Source organism: Streptomyces caeruleatus, from assembly GCF_001514235.1.
GTDB classification, from domain to species: Bacteria; Actinomycetota; Actinomycetes; order Streptomycetales; family Streptomycetaceae; genus Streptomyces; species Streptomyces caeruleatus.
Genome location: NZ_KQ948927.1, coordinates 418,497 through 434,193, shown reverse-complemented (window position 1 = coordinate 434,193; position 15,697 = coordinate 418,497). Strand labels below are relative to the sequence as shown.

Here is a 15,697-nt window from a genome sequence, read left to right as displayed (position 1 = left end):
GTTACGGCCCCCGTGGGTCATCAGATCGAAACCTGCGGGGTCTATTGCTGCTCGCCATGACCAGGTCAGAATCTACGCGCGTTGTTGACCAATTCGCCCGGGAGAAGCACTCATGCCGTTGAACCGTCGGAAGTTCCTGACCAAGTCCGCCGTGACCGGAGCGGGGGTGGCGGTGGCCGGTGCGGTGACCGCCCCGGCGGCGCAGGCCGCCGAGACGGCGAAGGGCTCCCGGCCGAAGAAGCGGTACGCCCTGACGGTGATGGGCACGACCGATCTGCACGGCAACATCTTCAACTGGGACTACTTCAAGGACGCGGAGTACTCCGACGCCAAGGGCAACGCCAAGGGCCTGTCGCGCGTCTCGACGCTGGTGAACCAGGTCCGCGCGGAGAAGGGCCGCCGCAACACGATGCTCATCGACGCGGGCGACACGATCCAGGGCACCCCGCTGACGTACTACTACGCGAAGGTCGACCCGATCACGGCCAAGGGCGGCCCGGTCCACCCGATGGCGGCGGCGATGAACGCGATCGGGTACGACGCGGTGGCCCTCGGCAACCACGAGTTCAACTACGGCATCGAGACGCTGCGCAAGTTCGAGGACCAGTGCCACTTCCCGCTGCTGGGCGCGAACGCGCTGGACGCGAAGACGCTGAAGCCCGCCTTCCCGCCGTACTTCATCAAGAGGTTCTGTGTGCCGGGCGCCCCTGACGTGAAGGTCGCGGTCCTCGGTCTGACCAACCCCGGTATCGCGATCTGGGACAAGGCGTACGTCGAGGGCAAGATGGTGTTCCCGGGGCTGGAGGAGCAGGCCGCGAAGTGGGTGCCGAAGCTGCGTTCGATGGGCGCTGACATCGTGGTCGTGTCCGCGCACTCCGGTTCGTCGGGGACGTCGTCGTACGGCGACCAGCTGCCGTACATCGAGAACTCGGCGGCGCTGGTGGCCCAGCAGGTGCCGGGCATCGACGCGATCCTCGTCGGGCACGCGCACACGGAGATCGCGGAGCTGCTGGTCACGAACGACAAGACGGGCAAGAAGGTCGTGCTGTCGGAGCCGCTGTGCTACGCGCAGCGCCTGTCCCTGTTCGACTTCGAGCTGGTCCTCGAGAAGGGCCGCTGGACGGTCGAGTCGGTCAAGGCGTCGGTGCGTGACTCCAAGACGGTCGCCGACGATCCGAAGATCACCAAGCTGCTGAAGGACGACCACGACATCGTGGTGGAGTACGTCAACCAGGTCGTCGGCACGGCGACCGCCACGCTGACGACGGTCGAGGCGCGCTACAAGGACGCCCCGATCATCGACCTGATCACCAAGGTCCAGGAGGACGTGGTGAAGGCGGCGCTGGCGGGTACGGAGCATGCCGCGCTGCCCGTCATCTCCCAGGCCTCCCCCTTCTCCCGCACCTCGGAGATCCCGGCCGGCGACGTGACCATCCGGGATCTGTCGAGCCTGTACGTCTACGACAACACGCTGGTCGCCAAGCTGATGACGGGCGCGCAGATCAAGGCGTACCTGGAGTACTCGGCGCAGTACTTCGTGCAGACCGCCGCCGACGCGGCCGTCGACGTGGAGAAGCTGACCAACGCGGGCGACCGCCCCGACTACAACTACGACTACGTGTCGGGGCTGTCGTACGACATCGACATCGCGCAGGCGGCCGGTTCGCGGATCAAGAACCTGGCCTACAACGGTGCCGCTCTCGACGACGCCCAGCAGTTCGTGTTCGCCGTGAACAACTACCGGGCCAACGGCGGCGGCGCGTTCCCGCATGTGGCGTCGGCCCAGGAGCTGTGGGCGGAGTCGACGGAGATCCGCACCCGGATCGCGGAGTGGGTGACCGCGAAGGGCGTGCTGGACCCGAAGGACTTCGCGTCGGTGGACTGGAAGCTCACGCGGAACGGCACGCCGGTGTTCTAGGACCGAAGTCCCTTCTCAGGAGCCTCAGATCCCGTCCAGGAGCGGTGTCAGCGTCCTCGGCTGACGCGCGCGCGGGATCCGGGGCTCCTGCTGTTGGAGGCCGAAGGTGGTGAACGCCGTGCGGGTGGGCAGGGGGTAGGCCTCCTGGCCGGTGACGGCGTTGAGGATGCTCGCGCTGCGCCAGGCAGCGAGGCCGAGGTCCGGGGTGCCGACGCCGTGGGTGTGGCGTTCGGCGTTCTGGACGTAGACGTTGCAGCCGGAGCCGGTGACGGACGGGTCCATGACGAGGCGGTACTGGTCGTCGACGCGCGGGCGTTCCTGGCTGTCGCGGCGCAGATAGGGGTCGAGGCCGGCGAGGATGCGGCCGAGGGGGCGCTCGCGGTAGCCGGTGGCGAGGACGACCGCGTCGGTGGTCAGACGCGAGCGGGTGTTCTGGTGGAGGTGCTCCAGGTGCAGCTCGACCTTGGTGGTGGCGATACGGCCGGCCGTGCGGACCTGGACGCCGGGGGTGAGGACGGTGTCGGGCCAGCCGCCGTCCAGGGTGCGGCGGTAGAGCTCGTCGTGGATGGCGGCCAGGGTCTCGGCGTCGATGCCCTTGTGGAGCTGCCACTGCGAGGCGACGAGCTGGTCGCGGACCGGTTCGGCGAGGGACTGGAAGTAGCGGGTGTAGTCGGGGGTGAAGTGCTCCAGGCCGAGCTTGGAGTACTCCATGGGCGCGAAGGCCGCGGTACGGCCGAGCCAGTGCAGTCGCTCGCGTCCGGCGGGGCGGTGGCGGAGCAGGTCGAGGAAGATCTCCGCGCCGGACTGTCCGGAGCCGATGACGGTGATGTGCTCGGCGGCGAGCAGTGTCTCGCGGTGGTCGAGGTAGTCGGCGGCGTGGATGACGGGGACGGCGGGCGCGTCGACGAGGGGCCTGAGCGGGTCGGGGACGTCGGGTTCGGTGCCGATGCCGAGCACGATGTTCTTCGCGTACGTACGGCCGACGGCCTCGGCGTCCCCGCCGGGGTCGAGCTGGGTGTAGTCGACCTCGAAGACGTCGCGTTCGGGGTTGAAGCGGACCGCGTCGACCTGGTGGCCGAAGGACAGCGCGGGGAGGTTCTCGCAGACCCAGCGGCAGTAGGCGTCGTACTCGGCGCGCTGGATGTGGAAGCGCTCGGCGAAGTAGAAGGGGAAGAGCCGGTCGCGGGTCCTGAGGTAGCTGAGGAACGACCACGGGCTGGCGGGGTCGGCGAGCGTCACCAGGTCGGCGAGGAACGGGACCTGGATCCGGGAGCCGTCGATGAGGAGCCCCGGGTGCCAGGCGAAGGAGGGGCGCTGCTCGTAGAAGACGGCGTCGAGGTCGGTGAGGGGGTGGGCCAGGGCGGCGAGGGAGAGGTTGAAGGGGCCGATGCCGATGCCGACGAGGTCGCGGGGGGTGTCGGGGTCGTGGTGCGGGGGGCTGGGCTGGGTGCTGGGGGCGTGCGCGGGGGTGGTGTGTGAGGGGTTGGGGTGCGGGGTCTTGGGGTGCGAGGCCGTTCCGGGGGCCGAGGGGCGGGGGCCGGGGTCCGGTTCCGAGCGGGGGCTCGGTTGCAGGTCCGCTCGGGGAGCGGTGTCAGGGGCTTCCTGGAGGGTGGTGAGACGGGGGGCGGCGTGGGGGGTGGTGCGGGGGTTCGTCTGCGGGCTCATCCGGGGGTGTTTCCTTCCACCAGGTTCAGGAGGGCGGCCAGGTCGTCCGGGCGCGTGTGGGGGTTGAGGAGGGTGGTCTTGAGCCACAGGCGCCCGTCTGTGCGGGCCCGGCCGAGGACGGCGCGGCCGTCGGTGAGCAGCATGCGGCGTACGGCGGCGACGGCGTCGTCGTCGGCGTGCGCCGGCCGGAACAGGACCGTGCTGATGGTGGGCGGGTCGTAGAGCTCGAACCCGGGGTGACCGTGAACGAGGTCGGCGAAGTCACGGGCCCGGTCGCAGACCTGCTCGACGAGTCCGCCGAGTCCGCTGCGGCCGAGGGCCTTGAGAGTGACGGCGATCTTGACGACGTCGGGCCTGCGGCTGGTCCGTAGGGACCGGCCGAGCAGGTCGGGCAGGCCCGCCTCGGTGTCGTCGTCGGCGTTGAGGTAGTCGGCGCGGTGGTGCAGGACGGCGAGGTCACCCGGATCGCGCACGGCCAGCAGCCCCGCGGCGACGGGCTGCCAGCCGAGCTTGTGCAGATCGAGGGTGACGGTGTCGGCGGCGTCGAGACCGGCGAGCCGCGCCCGGTACCGGTCGCTGAACAGCAGGCCTCCGCCGTACGCGGCGTCGACGTGCAGCCGTGCCCCGTGGGCCGCGCACAGCTCGGCGATCTCGGGCAGCGGGTCGATGAGCCCGGCGTCGGTGGTCCCGGCGGTGGCGGCGACGAGATGCGGACCGGGCAGCTCCGTCAACGCCTCGTCGAGCGCGGCGACATCGAGGACACCGGCCGGCGCGGGCACGACGACCGGCTCGGCCAGCCCGACCAACCATGCGGCACGGGGCACCGAATGGTGAGCGTTGGCCCCGTGCACGAGCCTGAGCCCGGCGCCGTGCGCTTCCCGGGCGAGGAGGAGGGCGAGCTGGTTGGACTCGGTGCCGCCGGTGGTGATCAGGGCGGTGGGGGTGGCGGTGAGGCGGGTGGTGATCAGGGCGGTGGGGGTGGCGGTGAGGCGGGTCGTGGGGGTCGCGGGGGGTGGGGCCGAGGCGTCCTCCGCTCCCCCGCTCCCGAACACCTCCCGCGCCAGTGCTCCCGTCACCAGGGCCTCCAACTCCGAGGCGCCCGGCGCCTGGTCCCATGAGTCCAGGGAGGGGTTGAGGGCGGAGGCGGCGAGGTCGGCCGCGGTGGCGAGGGCCAGGGGCGGGCAGTGGAGGTGGGCGGTGCAGAGGGGGGCGGCGGGGTCGGCGGCGGTTTCGGCCAGGGCGTGGACGACGGTGTGGAGGGCGTTCGGGTCGCCGTCGGCCGGCAGTACGTCACCGACGGCGTCCCGCAGGCGCGCGGCCACCGCCTTCGGGCCGCCCCGGGGCAGTGGGCCGCCGCGTGCCCGGGTTCCCTCGCTCAGCGCGTCCAGCACGGTGTCGAGCAACGGCCGCAGGGCGTCGGGGCCTTCCGGGCCTGAAGCGAGCGACGGCGACGTACGCATCGTGTCCTCCCGGGCGCTGGGCAAGAGGGACTTCCAGCTTGTACGCCGATGCGCTGTCGCGCCCGAAAAGCCCAATGATCGGAACCCGAAAGGGGGTATTTCCGTACGGGGAACGCGTGTCGGAGGATGCGCGCCGAGGGTGGCGGAGTAAAAGCCCGCCGCCCTCGGCCCAGGGGGGCTGGTCTCTGGTCTTCCTTGGGTCCCGGCGGGCTAGCCCTCCCTCACCCGCAGCGCCCGCGCCAGGTCGTCCAGCTGGTCGGCGAGCCTGCGGCGCAGTGCCGGAACCGGATCTCCGTCGCGCAGGCAGCCCTCGCCCAGCTCCAGGGCGTCGGCGTCGACGGCGTGCACCGGGAAGGCGTGGCGGCCGGCGGCGTCGGCCATGGCGGGTCCGCGGCGGGCGCCGAGGGCGACGGCGTCCTTGTAGAAGCGCGGCACGTACTGCCGGAGCAGGTCGGCCTGTTCGGGCTGCCAGAAGCCGTGGGCGGTGGCGATGAAGAGGTAGTTGGACAGGTCGGCGCTGCCGTCGCCGCCGAACATGGCGTCCCAGGCCCTCGCCTTGGCCTCCTCGTCCGGCAGGGCGGCCCGGCAGCGGGCGGCGCCCTCCTGGCCGGTGGCGCTCGGGTCGCGCTCCAGCTCGGCGGCGATGGCGGGCTCGTCGACGGCGCCGAGGACGGCCAGCCGGGCGAGGAGGCGCCAGCGCAGGTCGGGGTCGAGCTCGGGCCCGCCGGGCACGGTCCCGTCGGCGAGCCAGGCGGCGATGGTGTCGGGGTGGGCGGCGACATCGATGAAGTGGCGTACGGCGATGAGGCGCAGCCCCGGGTTGTCGCCGTCCTCGGTGCGGCGGATGAGGTCGCGGCAGAGCGAGGAGAGGGTGGCCAGGGCGGCGGGCCGCTGCTCGGGGGCGAGGTAGCGGTCGGCGACCTGGGCGCCGGCGAAGGCGAGGACGCCCTGGACGACAGCGAGGTCGGTCTCGCGCGGGAGGTGGGCGCGGGCGGCCTCCAGGTAGGCCGTGGCGGGCAGTTCGCCGTCGCGGACGGCGTCGCGCAGGGCGTTCCAGACGACAGCGCGGGTGAGCGGGTCGGGCAGTCCGGCGAGGCTCGTGCGGACGGTCTCGAAGGACTCGGCGTCGAAGCGGACCTTGGCGTAGGTCAGGTCGCCGTCGTTGAGCAGCAGCAGGGCCGGGCGCTTGCCGATGGGCTGCGGCGCGGTCTGCGGGATGTCCAGGTCGAGGCGCTCGCGCAGGGTGAGGTGGCCGTCGTCGTCGCCGAGGTCCTGGTCGTACAGGCCGACGGAGACGCGGTGTGTGCGGCTGCCCGCGTGGTCGACGGTGAGCGTGTAGGTGCCGTTGTCGCCGCGGGTGACGGTCGGGGTGAGGGTGTCGACGCCGGTGGTGCGCAGCCAGGCGTCGGCCCAGGCGTGGACGTCGCGTTCGGTGGCGGTGGCGAGGGAGTCGATGAAGTCGGCGAGGGTGGCGTTGCCGAACCGGTGGCGGGCGAAGTGGGTGTTGATGCCGGCGAGGAAGTCCTTCTCGCCGAGCCAGGTCACCAGCTGCCGCAGCGCGGAGGCGCCCTTGGCGTAGGAGATGCCGTCGAAGTTGAGCATCGCGGAGGCGGTGTCGTCGACGGCCTCGGGGGCGACGGGGTGGGTGGAGGGGCGCTGGTCGGCGTCGTACCCCCAGGCTTTGCGGACGATGCCGAAGTCCGTCCAGGTGTCGCTGAAGCGGGTGGCCTCGGCGCAGGTCTGGTAGCCCATGTACTCCGCGAAGGACTCGTTCAGCCAGATGTCGTCCCACCAGCGCAGGGTGACGAGGTCGCCGAACCACATGTGGGCCATCTCGTGGGCGATGACCATGGCGCGGGTCTGCCGCTCGGTCTTCGTGACGGCGGAGCGGTACACGAACTCGTCGCGGAAGGTGACCAGTCCGGGGTTCTCCATGGCGCCGGCGTTGAACTCGGGGACGAACGCCTGGTCGTAGGAGTCGAAGGGGTACGGCTCGTCGAACTTCTCGTGGAAGCGGTCGAAGCACTGCCGGGTGACCTCGAAGAGTTCCTCGGTGTCCGCGTCCAGGTAGGGGGCCAGGGAGCGGCGGCAGTGGACGCCGAAGGGCAGTCCGCGGTGCTCGGTGCGCACCGAGTGCCAGGGGCCGGCGGCGACGGCGACGAGGTACGTGGAGATCAGCGGGGTGGGCGCGGCCTGCCAGCGGCCGTCGCCGAGGTGCTCGGTGATGCCGTTGGCGAGGACGGTCCAGCCCTCGGGGGCGGTGACGGACAGCTCGAAGACGGCCTTGAGGTCGGGCTGGTCGAAGGCCGGGAAGACCAGCTTGCAGTCGTCCAGCGCCAGTTGGGTGTAGACGTACGTCTCGCCGTCGGTGGGGTCGGTGAAGCGGTGCATGCCCTCGCCGGTGCGGGAGTAGCGCATGGCCGCGTCGACGCGCAGTTCGTGCTCACCGGCGGTGAGGTCCTTCAGGGGCAGCCGGTCGTCGGCCAGGATTCCGGGGTCGAGGGGGTGTCCGTCCAGCGTGACGGAGCGCAGCTCGGCGGGCCTGATCTCGATGAACGTGTCCGCGTCGGCGCGCGTGGTGAACCTGATGACGGTGCGCGAGTCGAAGGTCTCGTCCCCGGTGGTCAGATCGAGTTCGATCGAGTAGCGGTGGACGTCGAGGAGCTGGGCACGGGTCTGCGCTTCGTCGCGCGTCAGTACGGACATGCAGGACATGCTGCCTGATGGCACTGACAAGGCACAGGGGCGGATCAGTACGTGCGCTATGTCCGGTTCTTGGCCGCCGGGCTGTCGCGTTGCGGCGGTACGCGGGCGTCGGGGTGGGGCAGGGCGGGAGACGGGCCGGGGTTCTCGGCCTCGGTGGGGTCCTTGATCAGGGCGCGTAAGGTGCGGACCTCCTGCTCCAGCGCGCGGTGGCGTTCGTGGGCGTCGTACAGGTAGCGGACCTTGGTGCGCAGCGCCCAGGGGTCGATGGGCTTCATGACCAGGTCGGCGACGCCGAGGCGGAAGGCGGCGGACACCAGTTCCTGGTCGGCGCCGAAGCCGGTGAGGAGGATGACCGGTATGTGCTGGGTCTGTTCGACGCGTCGCATGTAGCGGACCACGTCCAGGCCGCTGACGCCGGGCATGCGGACGTCCAGGAGCAGCAGGCCGACCTTCCCGCGGAGCACCTGCTTGAGCGCCTCGTCGCCACTGGTGGCCCGGGCCAGTCGGTAGCCCAGCGGGGCCAGGGCGCTCTCCAGCGCGTACAGCGTGTCCTCGTGGTCGTCGACGATGAGGATCTTGGCATCCGACGGCATGGCCCGACGTCCCTCCCGCGTGGACATCCGAGGTATGTCCGGGGGCGCTGACGGGGAGTGCGTGTCAGCTGGCATGCGGTGCACAGCGCAGCATGCCCCGCCCGGGCCGCCGTGTCACTCCCTCGGGAGGGTCTGTTCACGTCCTGTCGTCACATTTGCGTCGTCCGCGCGACGGGCCACGCCGTGGTCGGGAATGCCGCGAGATGTCCCGGGCGGGCATCCCCTAGGCCCTGTCGACGCCTCCGGGCAGGCGGGAATTTGACGACAGGGCCTAGGAGCGAGGTGCGCTGGGCTCGGCGCCGTTGAGGGTGTCCTCGGCGATGCTCTCGTGGTGCCTGATCACCTCGGCGATGATGAAGTTCAGGAACTTCTCCGCGAACGCGGGGTCGAGCTTGGCGTTCTCGGCGAGGGTGCGCAGGCGGGCGATCTGGCGGGACTCGCGGGCCGGGTCGGCGGGCGGGAGCTGGTGCTTGGCCTTGAGATGGCCGACCTGCTGGGTGCACTTGAAGCGTTCGGCGAGCATGTGGACGACGGCCGCGTCGATGTTGTCGATGCTGTCGCGCAGCCGGGCGAGCTCCTCGCGGACGGCGGGGTCGACGTCGCCGGGGGAGGTGCTGGAGGACGTGTTGCTGGTCATGAGCGCCCAGCCTACGGGGCGCGTCAGGTGGTCATTCGTTCGATCACGGGTGGATCGGCGGGGTCGGGGACCTGGTTGCTCCAGCCGCCGGGGACGACGCGGCTCTGCTGGGCGCGGAAGCGGACCGGGGCCATGCCGACGCGGCGGGTGAACAGCCGGGAGAAGTAGGCGGGGTCGTCGTAGCCGACGCGGCGGGCGACGGCGGCGACGGGGAGCTCAGTGGCGGCGAGGAGTTCCTTCGCGCGGCCCAGGCGGATGCCGAGCAGATAGTCCTTGGGGCTGCACCCGGCGCCGCGCCGTACGGCCGTGCGCAGTTCGGCGAGGGTCATGCCGTGCCGGGCGGCGTGGTCGGCGACGGTCAGCGGCAGGCAGGCGTCGCGGGCGAGGGCCTTGAGCACGAGGTCGCCGTCCGGGGCGAGGTCGGCACGCGCGCGACGCAGGGCGACGAGGAGCTCATGGACGGCGGCGCCGGTCTCGACCTCCAGAAGCGGGTTGTCGCGGCGGGCGGCGCGCGCCATGCGACCGATGACGGCGCGCGGCCCGGAGGCGTCGGCGAGAGGCACCACGGGGCGGTCGGGTTCGATGTAGCCGAGTTCGGTGTACGAAGCGGTGGCGGGTCCGGCGAAGTCGACGAAGCCCTCGTCCCAGCCGGTCTCCGCATCGGGCGCGTAGTGGTGCGGGACGCCGGGGGTCAGCCACAGCAGCGCGGGCGCGGTGACGGGCGTGCGGCGGCCGTCGGGGTGGGCGTACCAGCCGCCGCCGGTGCTGATCACGACGGCGACGTGGTGGTCCAGGACGCGCGGTCCGACGGTCGGCAGGGCGCCGTACTGGAGGCCGACGCCGAGGCAGACGAGACCGAGGCGTTGGTGGGCGGGGCCGGGCGTGAAGAAGCGCATCCAGGTGTGGTACACGCCCCTACCTCCCGTCCGTGGCTTCGGTCCAAGCAGCGCCGATCTTTGTCCATGGACCGTGACCCGCGCCAGGGGCGAGGGTGGGGCGTATGAGCGAGTTCACGGTGGGGGAAGAAGACTTCCTGCTGGACGGGCGGCCGGTGCGGCTGCTGTCCGGCGCGCTGCACTACTTCCGGGTGCACGAGGCGCGGTGGGGGCACCGGCTGGCCATGCTGCGGGCGATGGGCCTGAACTGCGTGGAGACGTATGTGCCGTGGAACCTGCACGAGCCGGTGCCGGGACACAGCCGGGACGTGCAGGCGCTCGGCCGGTTCCTGGACGCGGCCCGTCAGGCGGGGCTGTGGGCGATCGTGCGGCCTGGGCCGTACATCTGCGCCGAGTGGGAGAACGGCGGGCTGCCGTCCTGGCTGACGGCCGAGGTGGGGGCACGCGCGCGTACGCGTGACGAGCGCTACCTGGGGTATGTGGCGAGCTGGTTCCGGCGGCTGCGGCACGAGATCGTGCCCCGGCAGATCGACCGCGGCGGCCCGGTGATCATGGTGCAGGTCGAGAACGAGTACGGCAGCTACGGCTCGGACGCCGCGTATCTGCGCCGTCTGGCGGACCTGTTGCGCGAGCACGGCGTCACGGTCCCGCTGTTCACCTCGGACGGCCCCGAGGACCACATGCTCTCCGGCGGCTCGGTCCCCGGGATCCTCGCGACGGTGAACTTCGGCTCCCACGCGCGCGCGGCCTTCGAGACGCTGCGCCGGCACCGCCCCGACGGTCCGCTGATGTGCATGGAGTTCTGGTGCGGCTGGTTCGACCACTGGGGCGGCGAGCATGCGGTACGGGACCCGGGGGACGCGGCGGCGGCGCTGCGGGAGATCCTGGAGTGCGGGGCGTCGGTGAACCTGTACATGGCGCACGGCGGCACGAACTTCGCCGGCTGGGCGGGCGCCAACCGGGGCGGCGGCGCGCTGCACGACGGGCCGCTGGAGCCCGATGTGACGTCGTACGACTACGACGCCCCGATCGACGAGTACGGGCGCCCCACGGAGAAGTTCTGGGCCTTCCGGGACGTCCTCGCCGAGTACGCCGACGGCCCCCTGCCCGAAGTCCCGCCCGCCCCGGCCGCGTTGGGCACCCCGGCCGAGGCGGACCTGACCGACTGGGCGCCCCTCACCGCCGTGCTGGAGGCCCTGGGCGGCGCGGAGACCGCCGGTCCCGTGCCGCCGACGTTCGAGGAACTGGGCGTCGAGCGGGGTCTGGTGCGGTACGAGGTGACGGTGCCGGGTCCGCGGCAGCCGTATCCGCTGACGGTGCGCGGGCTGCGGGACCTCGCCGTGGTGTACGTCGACGGGGAGCGGGCCGGGGTACTGACCGAGGACGAGGCGTGCCTCAAGGAGCCCGTCGCCGGGTACGCGCGCGTGGAGCTGTGGGTGGAGTCCCTGGGGCGGGTCAACTACGGGCCGCGGCTGGGCGAGCCCAAGGGGATCACCGGGGGTGTGCTGCACGAGCGGCAGTACTTGCACGACGTACGCGCGCGTGGGCTGCGGCTGGAGGCGCTGGACGACGTCGGGCAGGTCCGGGCGGTGCCCTCACGGGAGCTGCCGGAGGACGGTGCCCCGGGGCTGTACCGGGGCACCGTCACCGTGCGCGGCGCCGGTGACGCCTGTCTGGAGCTGCCCGGCTGGACCCGTGGCTTCGCGTGGATCAACGGGTTCGGCCTCGGCCGTTACTGGTCCGCCGGCCCCCAGCGCTCGCTTCACGTCCCCGGTCCCGTCCTGCGGGAGGGCGGCAACGAGGTGTGGGTGCTGGAGCTGGAGGGGACGGCCCGGTCGGGGTCCGGCGAGGCGGGTGCCCCGGTGCTCCGGGCCGTCTGACGCGCTGCTGGTGCGGCGGCCGCCTAGAGGGCGTTCGCCGCGCGGGCTATGTCCTTGGCGAAGGTGCTGACCTCGGTGTAGACGCCGGGCACACCCGTGCGGGCGCAGCCGTCGCCCCAGCTGACTATGCCGACCTGGAGCCACTTGCCGGCGTCGTCCTTGCGGAACATGGGGCCACCGGAGTCGCCCTGGCAGGTGTCGATGCCGCCGCTCTGCCAGCCGGCGCACAGTTCCTCCTTCGACACCAGCCGGTTCCCGTAGTGACGCTTGCAGATGCGGTCGGCGACGAAGGGAACCGTGGCCTTGCGGAGCTTGGTCGTGCCCGTGCCGGCTCCCTCCTGGGTGTCGCCCCATCCGGCGATCGTGAACATGCCGCGGTTGTAGCGGTCCGTGGTGGCGATCTTCAGCGTCGGCTTGTCGATCGGCTTGGCGAGCTTGATCAGCGCCCAGTCCTTGCCGTTGCCGTCGTAGCCCGGGGCCACCTTGACCTTCTTCGACTTGACCTTGATCGCGGCGGAGGAGTCGAGGTCGTTGACACCAGCGGTGACAGTGATGCTGGTGTTGTTGCCGGAGCCGTCCATGCAGTGGGCGGCGGTCAGGACGACGTCCTTCTTGTAGAGCGCTCCGCCGCAGCCCATCGAGAGATGGACCATGAACGGGAACTCGTTCTGCGCGGTGGGCGTTCCACCGACGACGCGGGTGGACGCGGCGTTCGCGCTGAGGGGCTGGAGGGAGGCGACCGCGAGGGCGACGGCGCCCACCGCCGCCGCTCTCTTGGCCAGGGTCATGCCGCTTCTCTTCGGCGAGCTGTGGGTCAACATACGTCCTCTCATGGCGTGTTGAGCGGCCCGCAGTATGAAGATCGGGTGGCATGCCTGGCAAGGACGGATCTCACGCCCCGGGCGTGGAACCTCGCCGGGGAAAAACCCCTCACCTCCCCGTAGAGTGGAATCGGGTTCCAGGCGTCTTGGGGGTAAGGGCGTGGCGAACGGCGGACCGGTTCAGCACGGCTTCCCGCATCTGGAGACGGTGCGGGCCTCGATCACCGCGCTCTACAAGCGGTTGTCGTACGACACCGTCCAGACGTTCGCGACCAGCGTGGCGCCGGCCGACGTGGCGTTCTGCGACACGGACGACCTGTATCTGGGTGCGCAGCGGGTGGCCCGTGAACTCGTCCGGCACTACCGCCTCCCGGACGCCCGGCTGATCGTCAGCTTCCGGGAGATGACCCACGCGGCGAGCGTCGAACTCGCCGCCGGGCCGGAGTACTTCGTGGAGCTGAACGACCGTTTCCGCACGCATCGGCGGGACATCGGGGCGGCCCTCGCCCACGAGGTGATGCATGTGTACCTGCACCGCCTGGGCCTGTCCTTCCCCGGCACCCGGGACAACGAGATCCTGACGGACACGGCGACGACGTATCTCGGCGCGGGCTGGCTGCTCCTCGACGCGTACCGGGAGGACTCGGCGTCCTCGCAGAAGCTGGGGTATCTGACGCCGGAGGAGTTCGGGTACGTCCTCGCCAAGCGGGCGCGGGTCTTCGCCGAGGATCCGTCGGTGTGGTTCACCAGTCCGCAGGCGTACACGGCGTACGGGAAGGGGCTTGCGGAGGCTCGGCGGGACGAGCAGCAGCCGCCGTTGACGGCCGCCGGGTGGGCGGGGAGGCGGCGGTACGCCCACGATCGGCGGCATGCTCAGGGTGATCGCGCTGCCGGTTCCAGTGCCGGCGCACGGGCGGGGGTGCCGTACTCGTTCACGCCGGACGGGCGGGGGCCGTTGCGGGTGTCGTTCCCGTGTCCGACGTGTCAGCAGCGGATTCGGGTGCCGGTTCGGGGGCGGGTGCGGGCGCGGTGCGGGTTGTGCCGGACGGTCCTGGAGTGCGACACATAGCCTTCCTCGCCCCCGCCGCCCCTACCCGTCCCATCCTTCTGGGGCTCCGCCCCAGACCCCGCTCCTCAAACGCCGGAGGGGCTGGATTTGCCGGGCCTGGATCTTTCAGCCCGTCCGGCGTTTGAGGACGAGGCCCGCAGGGCCGACAGCGGGGGTCTGGGGGCACAGCCCCCAGGGACGGGACGGGTAGGGGCGGCGGGGGCGAGGGAACTTATGTGCCGTACACCGCTCCCGCCGCCCCCGCCTCCCCCAGCAGCTTCACCGCCGCCGCCCCCACCTCCTCCGGCGCCCACCTCGCGCCCCTGTCGACCGTCGGCCCCGCCCGCCACCCCTCCATCACGGTGATCCGACCCCCCTCCGCCTCGAAGACCCTCCCCGTCACCCCCGCGCTTCCCGCGGAACCGAGCCAGACGACCAGCGGGGACACGTTCTCCGGGGCCATGGCGTCGAAACCGCCGCCGTCAGGGGCCGTCATCGTCTCGGCGAAGGTCCGTTCCGTCATGCGGGTCCGCGCAGCGGGGGCAATGGCGTTGACCTGGACGCCGTAGCGCCCGAGCTCGGCCGCGGCGACCAGGGTCAGACCGAGGATGCCGGCCTTGGCGGCGCTGTAGTTGCCCTGCCCGAGCGACCCCAACAGCCCGGCGCCGCTGCTCGTGTTGACGACCCGGGCAACCGGCCTACGCCCGGCTTTCGCCTCCGCCCGCCAGTGAGCGGAGGCGTGCTTCAGAGGAAGGAAGTGGCCTTTGAGGTGGACGCGTACGACAGCGTCCCAGTCGTCCTCGTCGAGGTTGACCAGCATCCGGTCCCGCAGAAAGCCGGCGTTGTTGACGAGGGTGTCGAGACGGCCGTACGTCTGCAGCGCGGCCGCCACCAGGGAGGCGGCCCCGGCGCCGGTGGCGACGTCCCCGCCGTGCGCGACCGCCTCACCGCCGGCGGCACGGATCTCGTCGACGACCTGCCGGGCGGGGCTGTCGGCGGAGCCCAGCGTGCCGTCGAGCCCCACGCCGAGGTCGTTCACGACGACCTTCGCCCCTTCGGCGGCGAACGCCAGCGCGTGCGCGCGCCCGAGCCCGCGCCCCGCGCCGGTGACGGCCACGACCCGCCCCTCACACATCCGGCCCATGTCATGCCTCCTTGTTGACCGTTGCGGCGTCCAGGAACACGGGCCGCTCGCCCCCGCCGTGCAGGAGCAGGCTCGCCCCGCTGACGTAGGCGGCGGCGTCGGAGGCGAGGAAGACCGCGGCGGCCCCGATGTCGGCGGGCTCGGCGAGACGCCCCAGCGGGACCGTGCGGGAGACGCTCGCGATGCCGTCCTCGCCCCCGTAGTGGAGGTGGGCCAGCTCGGTGCGGACCATGCCGACGACCAGCGTGTTGACCCGGACCTCCGGCGCCCACTCCACGGCCATCGAGCGGGCCAGGCTCTCCAGCCCGGCCTTGGCCGCCCCGTACGCGGCGGACCCGGGCGAGGGTCGGCCACCGCTGACGCTGCCGATCATCACCACTGACCCCCGCACCCGTCTCAGCTGCTCGTACGCGGCCAGGGACGCCGTCAGCGGGGCCACCAGGTTCAGCTCGATCACGCGTGCGTGCCGCCCGGCATCCGCGTCCGTCAACCGCCGGTACGGCGTACCACCCGCGTTGTTGACGAGGACGTCCACGCGGGGCAGGGCGGTGAAGAAGGCCCGTACGGCTTCCGGGTCGCGAAGGTCCAGTGCCCTGAACTCGGCGCCGGGCAGGGGGACTTCGGGTGGTCTGCGCGCACAGACCACGACGTCCGCACCGGCCTCGGCGAAGGCCTTCGCGACGCCTGCGCCGACCCCGCGCGTGCCGCCCGTGACGACCACGACCTTCCCGTCCAGCCCCATCCCCGGCTACCCTTCATCACCTAACAAACGTTTGGTGGAAAGGTAGCTGATGCGGCCATGGGTGTCTCCACCTCGTCCCCGGAAAACCCGTCTCCGGAAAACCCGTCTCCGGAAAACCCGTCTCCGGAAAACCCGTCTCCGGAAAACCCGTCTCCGGAAAACCCGTCCCCGGGAGGCTCGTCCCCGG

Annotated in this window: 12 protein-coding genes; 3 read left to right on the top strand and 9 right to left on the bottom strand. The window is 71.7% G+C overall.

Annotation, left to right across the window (positions count from 1 at the left end):
• Positions 1-112 precede the first annotated feature (112 nt).
• A complete protein-coding gene (locus AQJ67_RS14300; protein ID WP_062719083.1) occupies positions 113-1,918 on the top strand; it encodes a bifunctional metallophosphatase/5'-nucleotidase in 1,806 nt (601 codons plus the stop codon).
• A 24-nt stretch (positions 1,919-1,942) separates the two neighbouring features.
• Here the strand turns inward: AQJ67_RS14300 and AQJ67_RS14295 are convergent, their stop codons facing one another.
• The 6 genes from AQJ67_RS14295 to AQJ67_RS14270 all read right to left on the bottom strand — a co-directional run bounded on the left by AQJ67_RS14295 (position 1,943) and on the right by AQJ67_RS14270 (position 9,890).
• Positions 1,943-3,583, bottom strand: a complete 1,641-nt coding sequence (locus tag AQJ67_RS14295) for a lysine N(6)-hydroxylase/L-ornithine N(5)-oxygenase family protein (RefSeq protein WP_244190453.1) — start codon at positions 3,581-3,583, stop codon at positions 1,943-1,945.
• A complete protein-coding gene (locus tag AQJ67_RS14290) occupies positions 3,580-5,043 on the bottom strand; it encodes a pyridoxal phosphate-dependent decarboxylase family protein (RefSeq protein ID WP_062719358.1) in 1,464 nt (487 codons plus the stop codon). The genes AQJ67_RS14295 and AQJ67_RS14290 overlap by 4 nt, the downstream gene beginning before the upstream one ends.
• Before the next feature lie 210 nt (positions 5,044-5,253).
• The gene (pepN, locus tag AQJ67_RS14285) at positions 5,254-7,749 is read right to left on the bottom strand and encodes an aminopeptidase N (protein WP_062719357.1); all 2,496 of its coding nucleotides are present in this window, start codon (positions 7,747-7,749) and stop codon (positions 5,254-5,256) included.
• Positions 7,750-7,805: 56 nt separating this feature from the next.
• Positions 7,806-8,342: a response regulator gene (locus AQJ67_RS14280; RefSeq protein ID WP_062719082.1), complete on the bottom strand. Its 537-nt coding sequence runs from the start codon at positions 8,340-8,342 to the stop codon at positions 7,806-7,808.
• 271 nt (positions 8,343-8,613) lie between these two features.
• A complete protein-coding gene (locus tag AQJ67_RS14275; protein ID WP_062719081.1) occupies positions 8,614-8,979 on the bottom strand; it encodes a chorismate mutase in 366 nt (121 codons plus the stop codon).
• Between the two features lie 23 nt (positions 8,980-9,002).
• The gene (locus tag AQJ67_RS14270) at positions 9,003-9,890 is read right to left on the bottom strand and encodes a helix-turn-helix domain-containing protein (protein WP_062719080.1); all 888 of its coding nucleotides are present in this window, start codon (positions 9,888-9,890) and stop codon (positions 9,003-9,005) included.
• A gap of 89 nt (positions 9,891-9,979) precedes the next feature.
• Between AQJ67_RS14270 and AQJ67_RS14265 the strand changes: the two genes are divergently transcribed.
• Positions 9,980-11,755 carry a glycoside hydrolase family 35 protein gene (locus tag AQJ67_RS14265; protein ID WP_062719079.1) on the top strand — a complete coding sequence of 592 codons (1,776 nt, stop codon included), beginning with the start codon at positions 9,980-9,982 and terminating at the stop codon, positions 11,753-11,755.
• 23 nt (positions 11,756-11,778) lie between these two features.
• Here the strand turns inward: AQJ67_RS14265 and AQJ67_RS14260 are convergent, their stop codons facing one another.
• Positions 11,779-12,543 carry a S1 family peptidase gene (locus AQJ67_RS14260; protein ID WP_062719356.1) on the bottom strand — a complete coding sequence of 255 codons (765 nt, stop codon included), beginning with the start codon at positions 12,541-12,543 and terminating at the stop codon, positions 11,779-11,781.
• Positions 12,544-12,736: 193 nt separating this feature from the next.
• Between AQJ67_RS14260 and AQJ67_RS14255 the strand changes: the two genes are divergently transcribed.
• Positions 12,737-13,645: a hypothetical protein gene (locus AQJ67_RS14255; protein WP_062719078.1), complete on the top strand. Its 909-nt coding sequence runs from the start codon at positions 12,737-12,739 to the stop codon at positions 13,643-13,645.
• 211 nt (positions 13,646-13,856) lie between these two features.
• On the opposite strand, the gene AQJ67_RS14250 is transcribed toward AQJ67_RS14255, so the two are convergent.
• Positions 13,857-14,768, bottom strand: coding sequence for an SDR family oxidoreductase (locus tag AQJ67_RS14250; protein ID WP_062719077.1), 912 nt, complete (start codon positions 14,766-14,768; stop codon positions 13,857-13,859).
• 1 nt (position 14,769) lies between these two features.
• Positions 14,770-15,510, bottom strand: coding sequence for an SDR family oxidoreductase (locus AQJ67_RS14245; RefSeq protein ID WP_062719076.1), 741 nt, complete (start codon positions 15,508-15,510; stop codon positions 14,770-14,772).
• Positions 15,511-15,697: the final 187 nt, after the last annotated feature.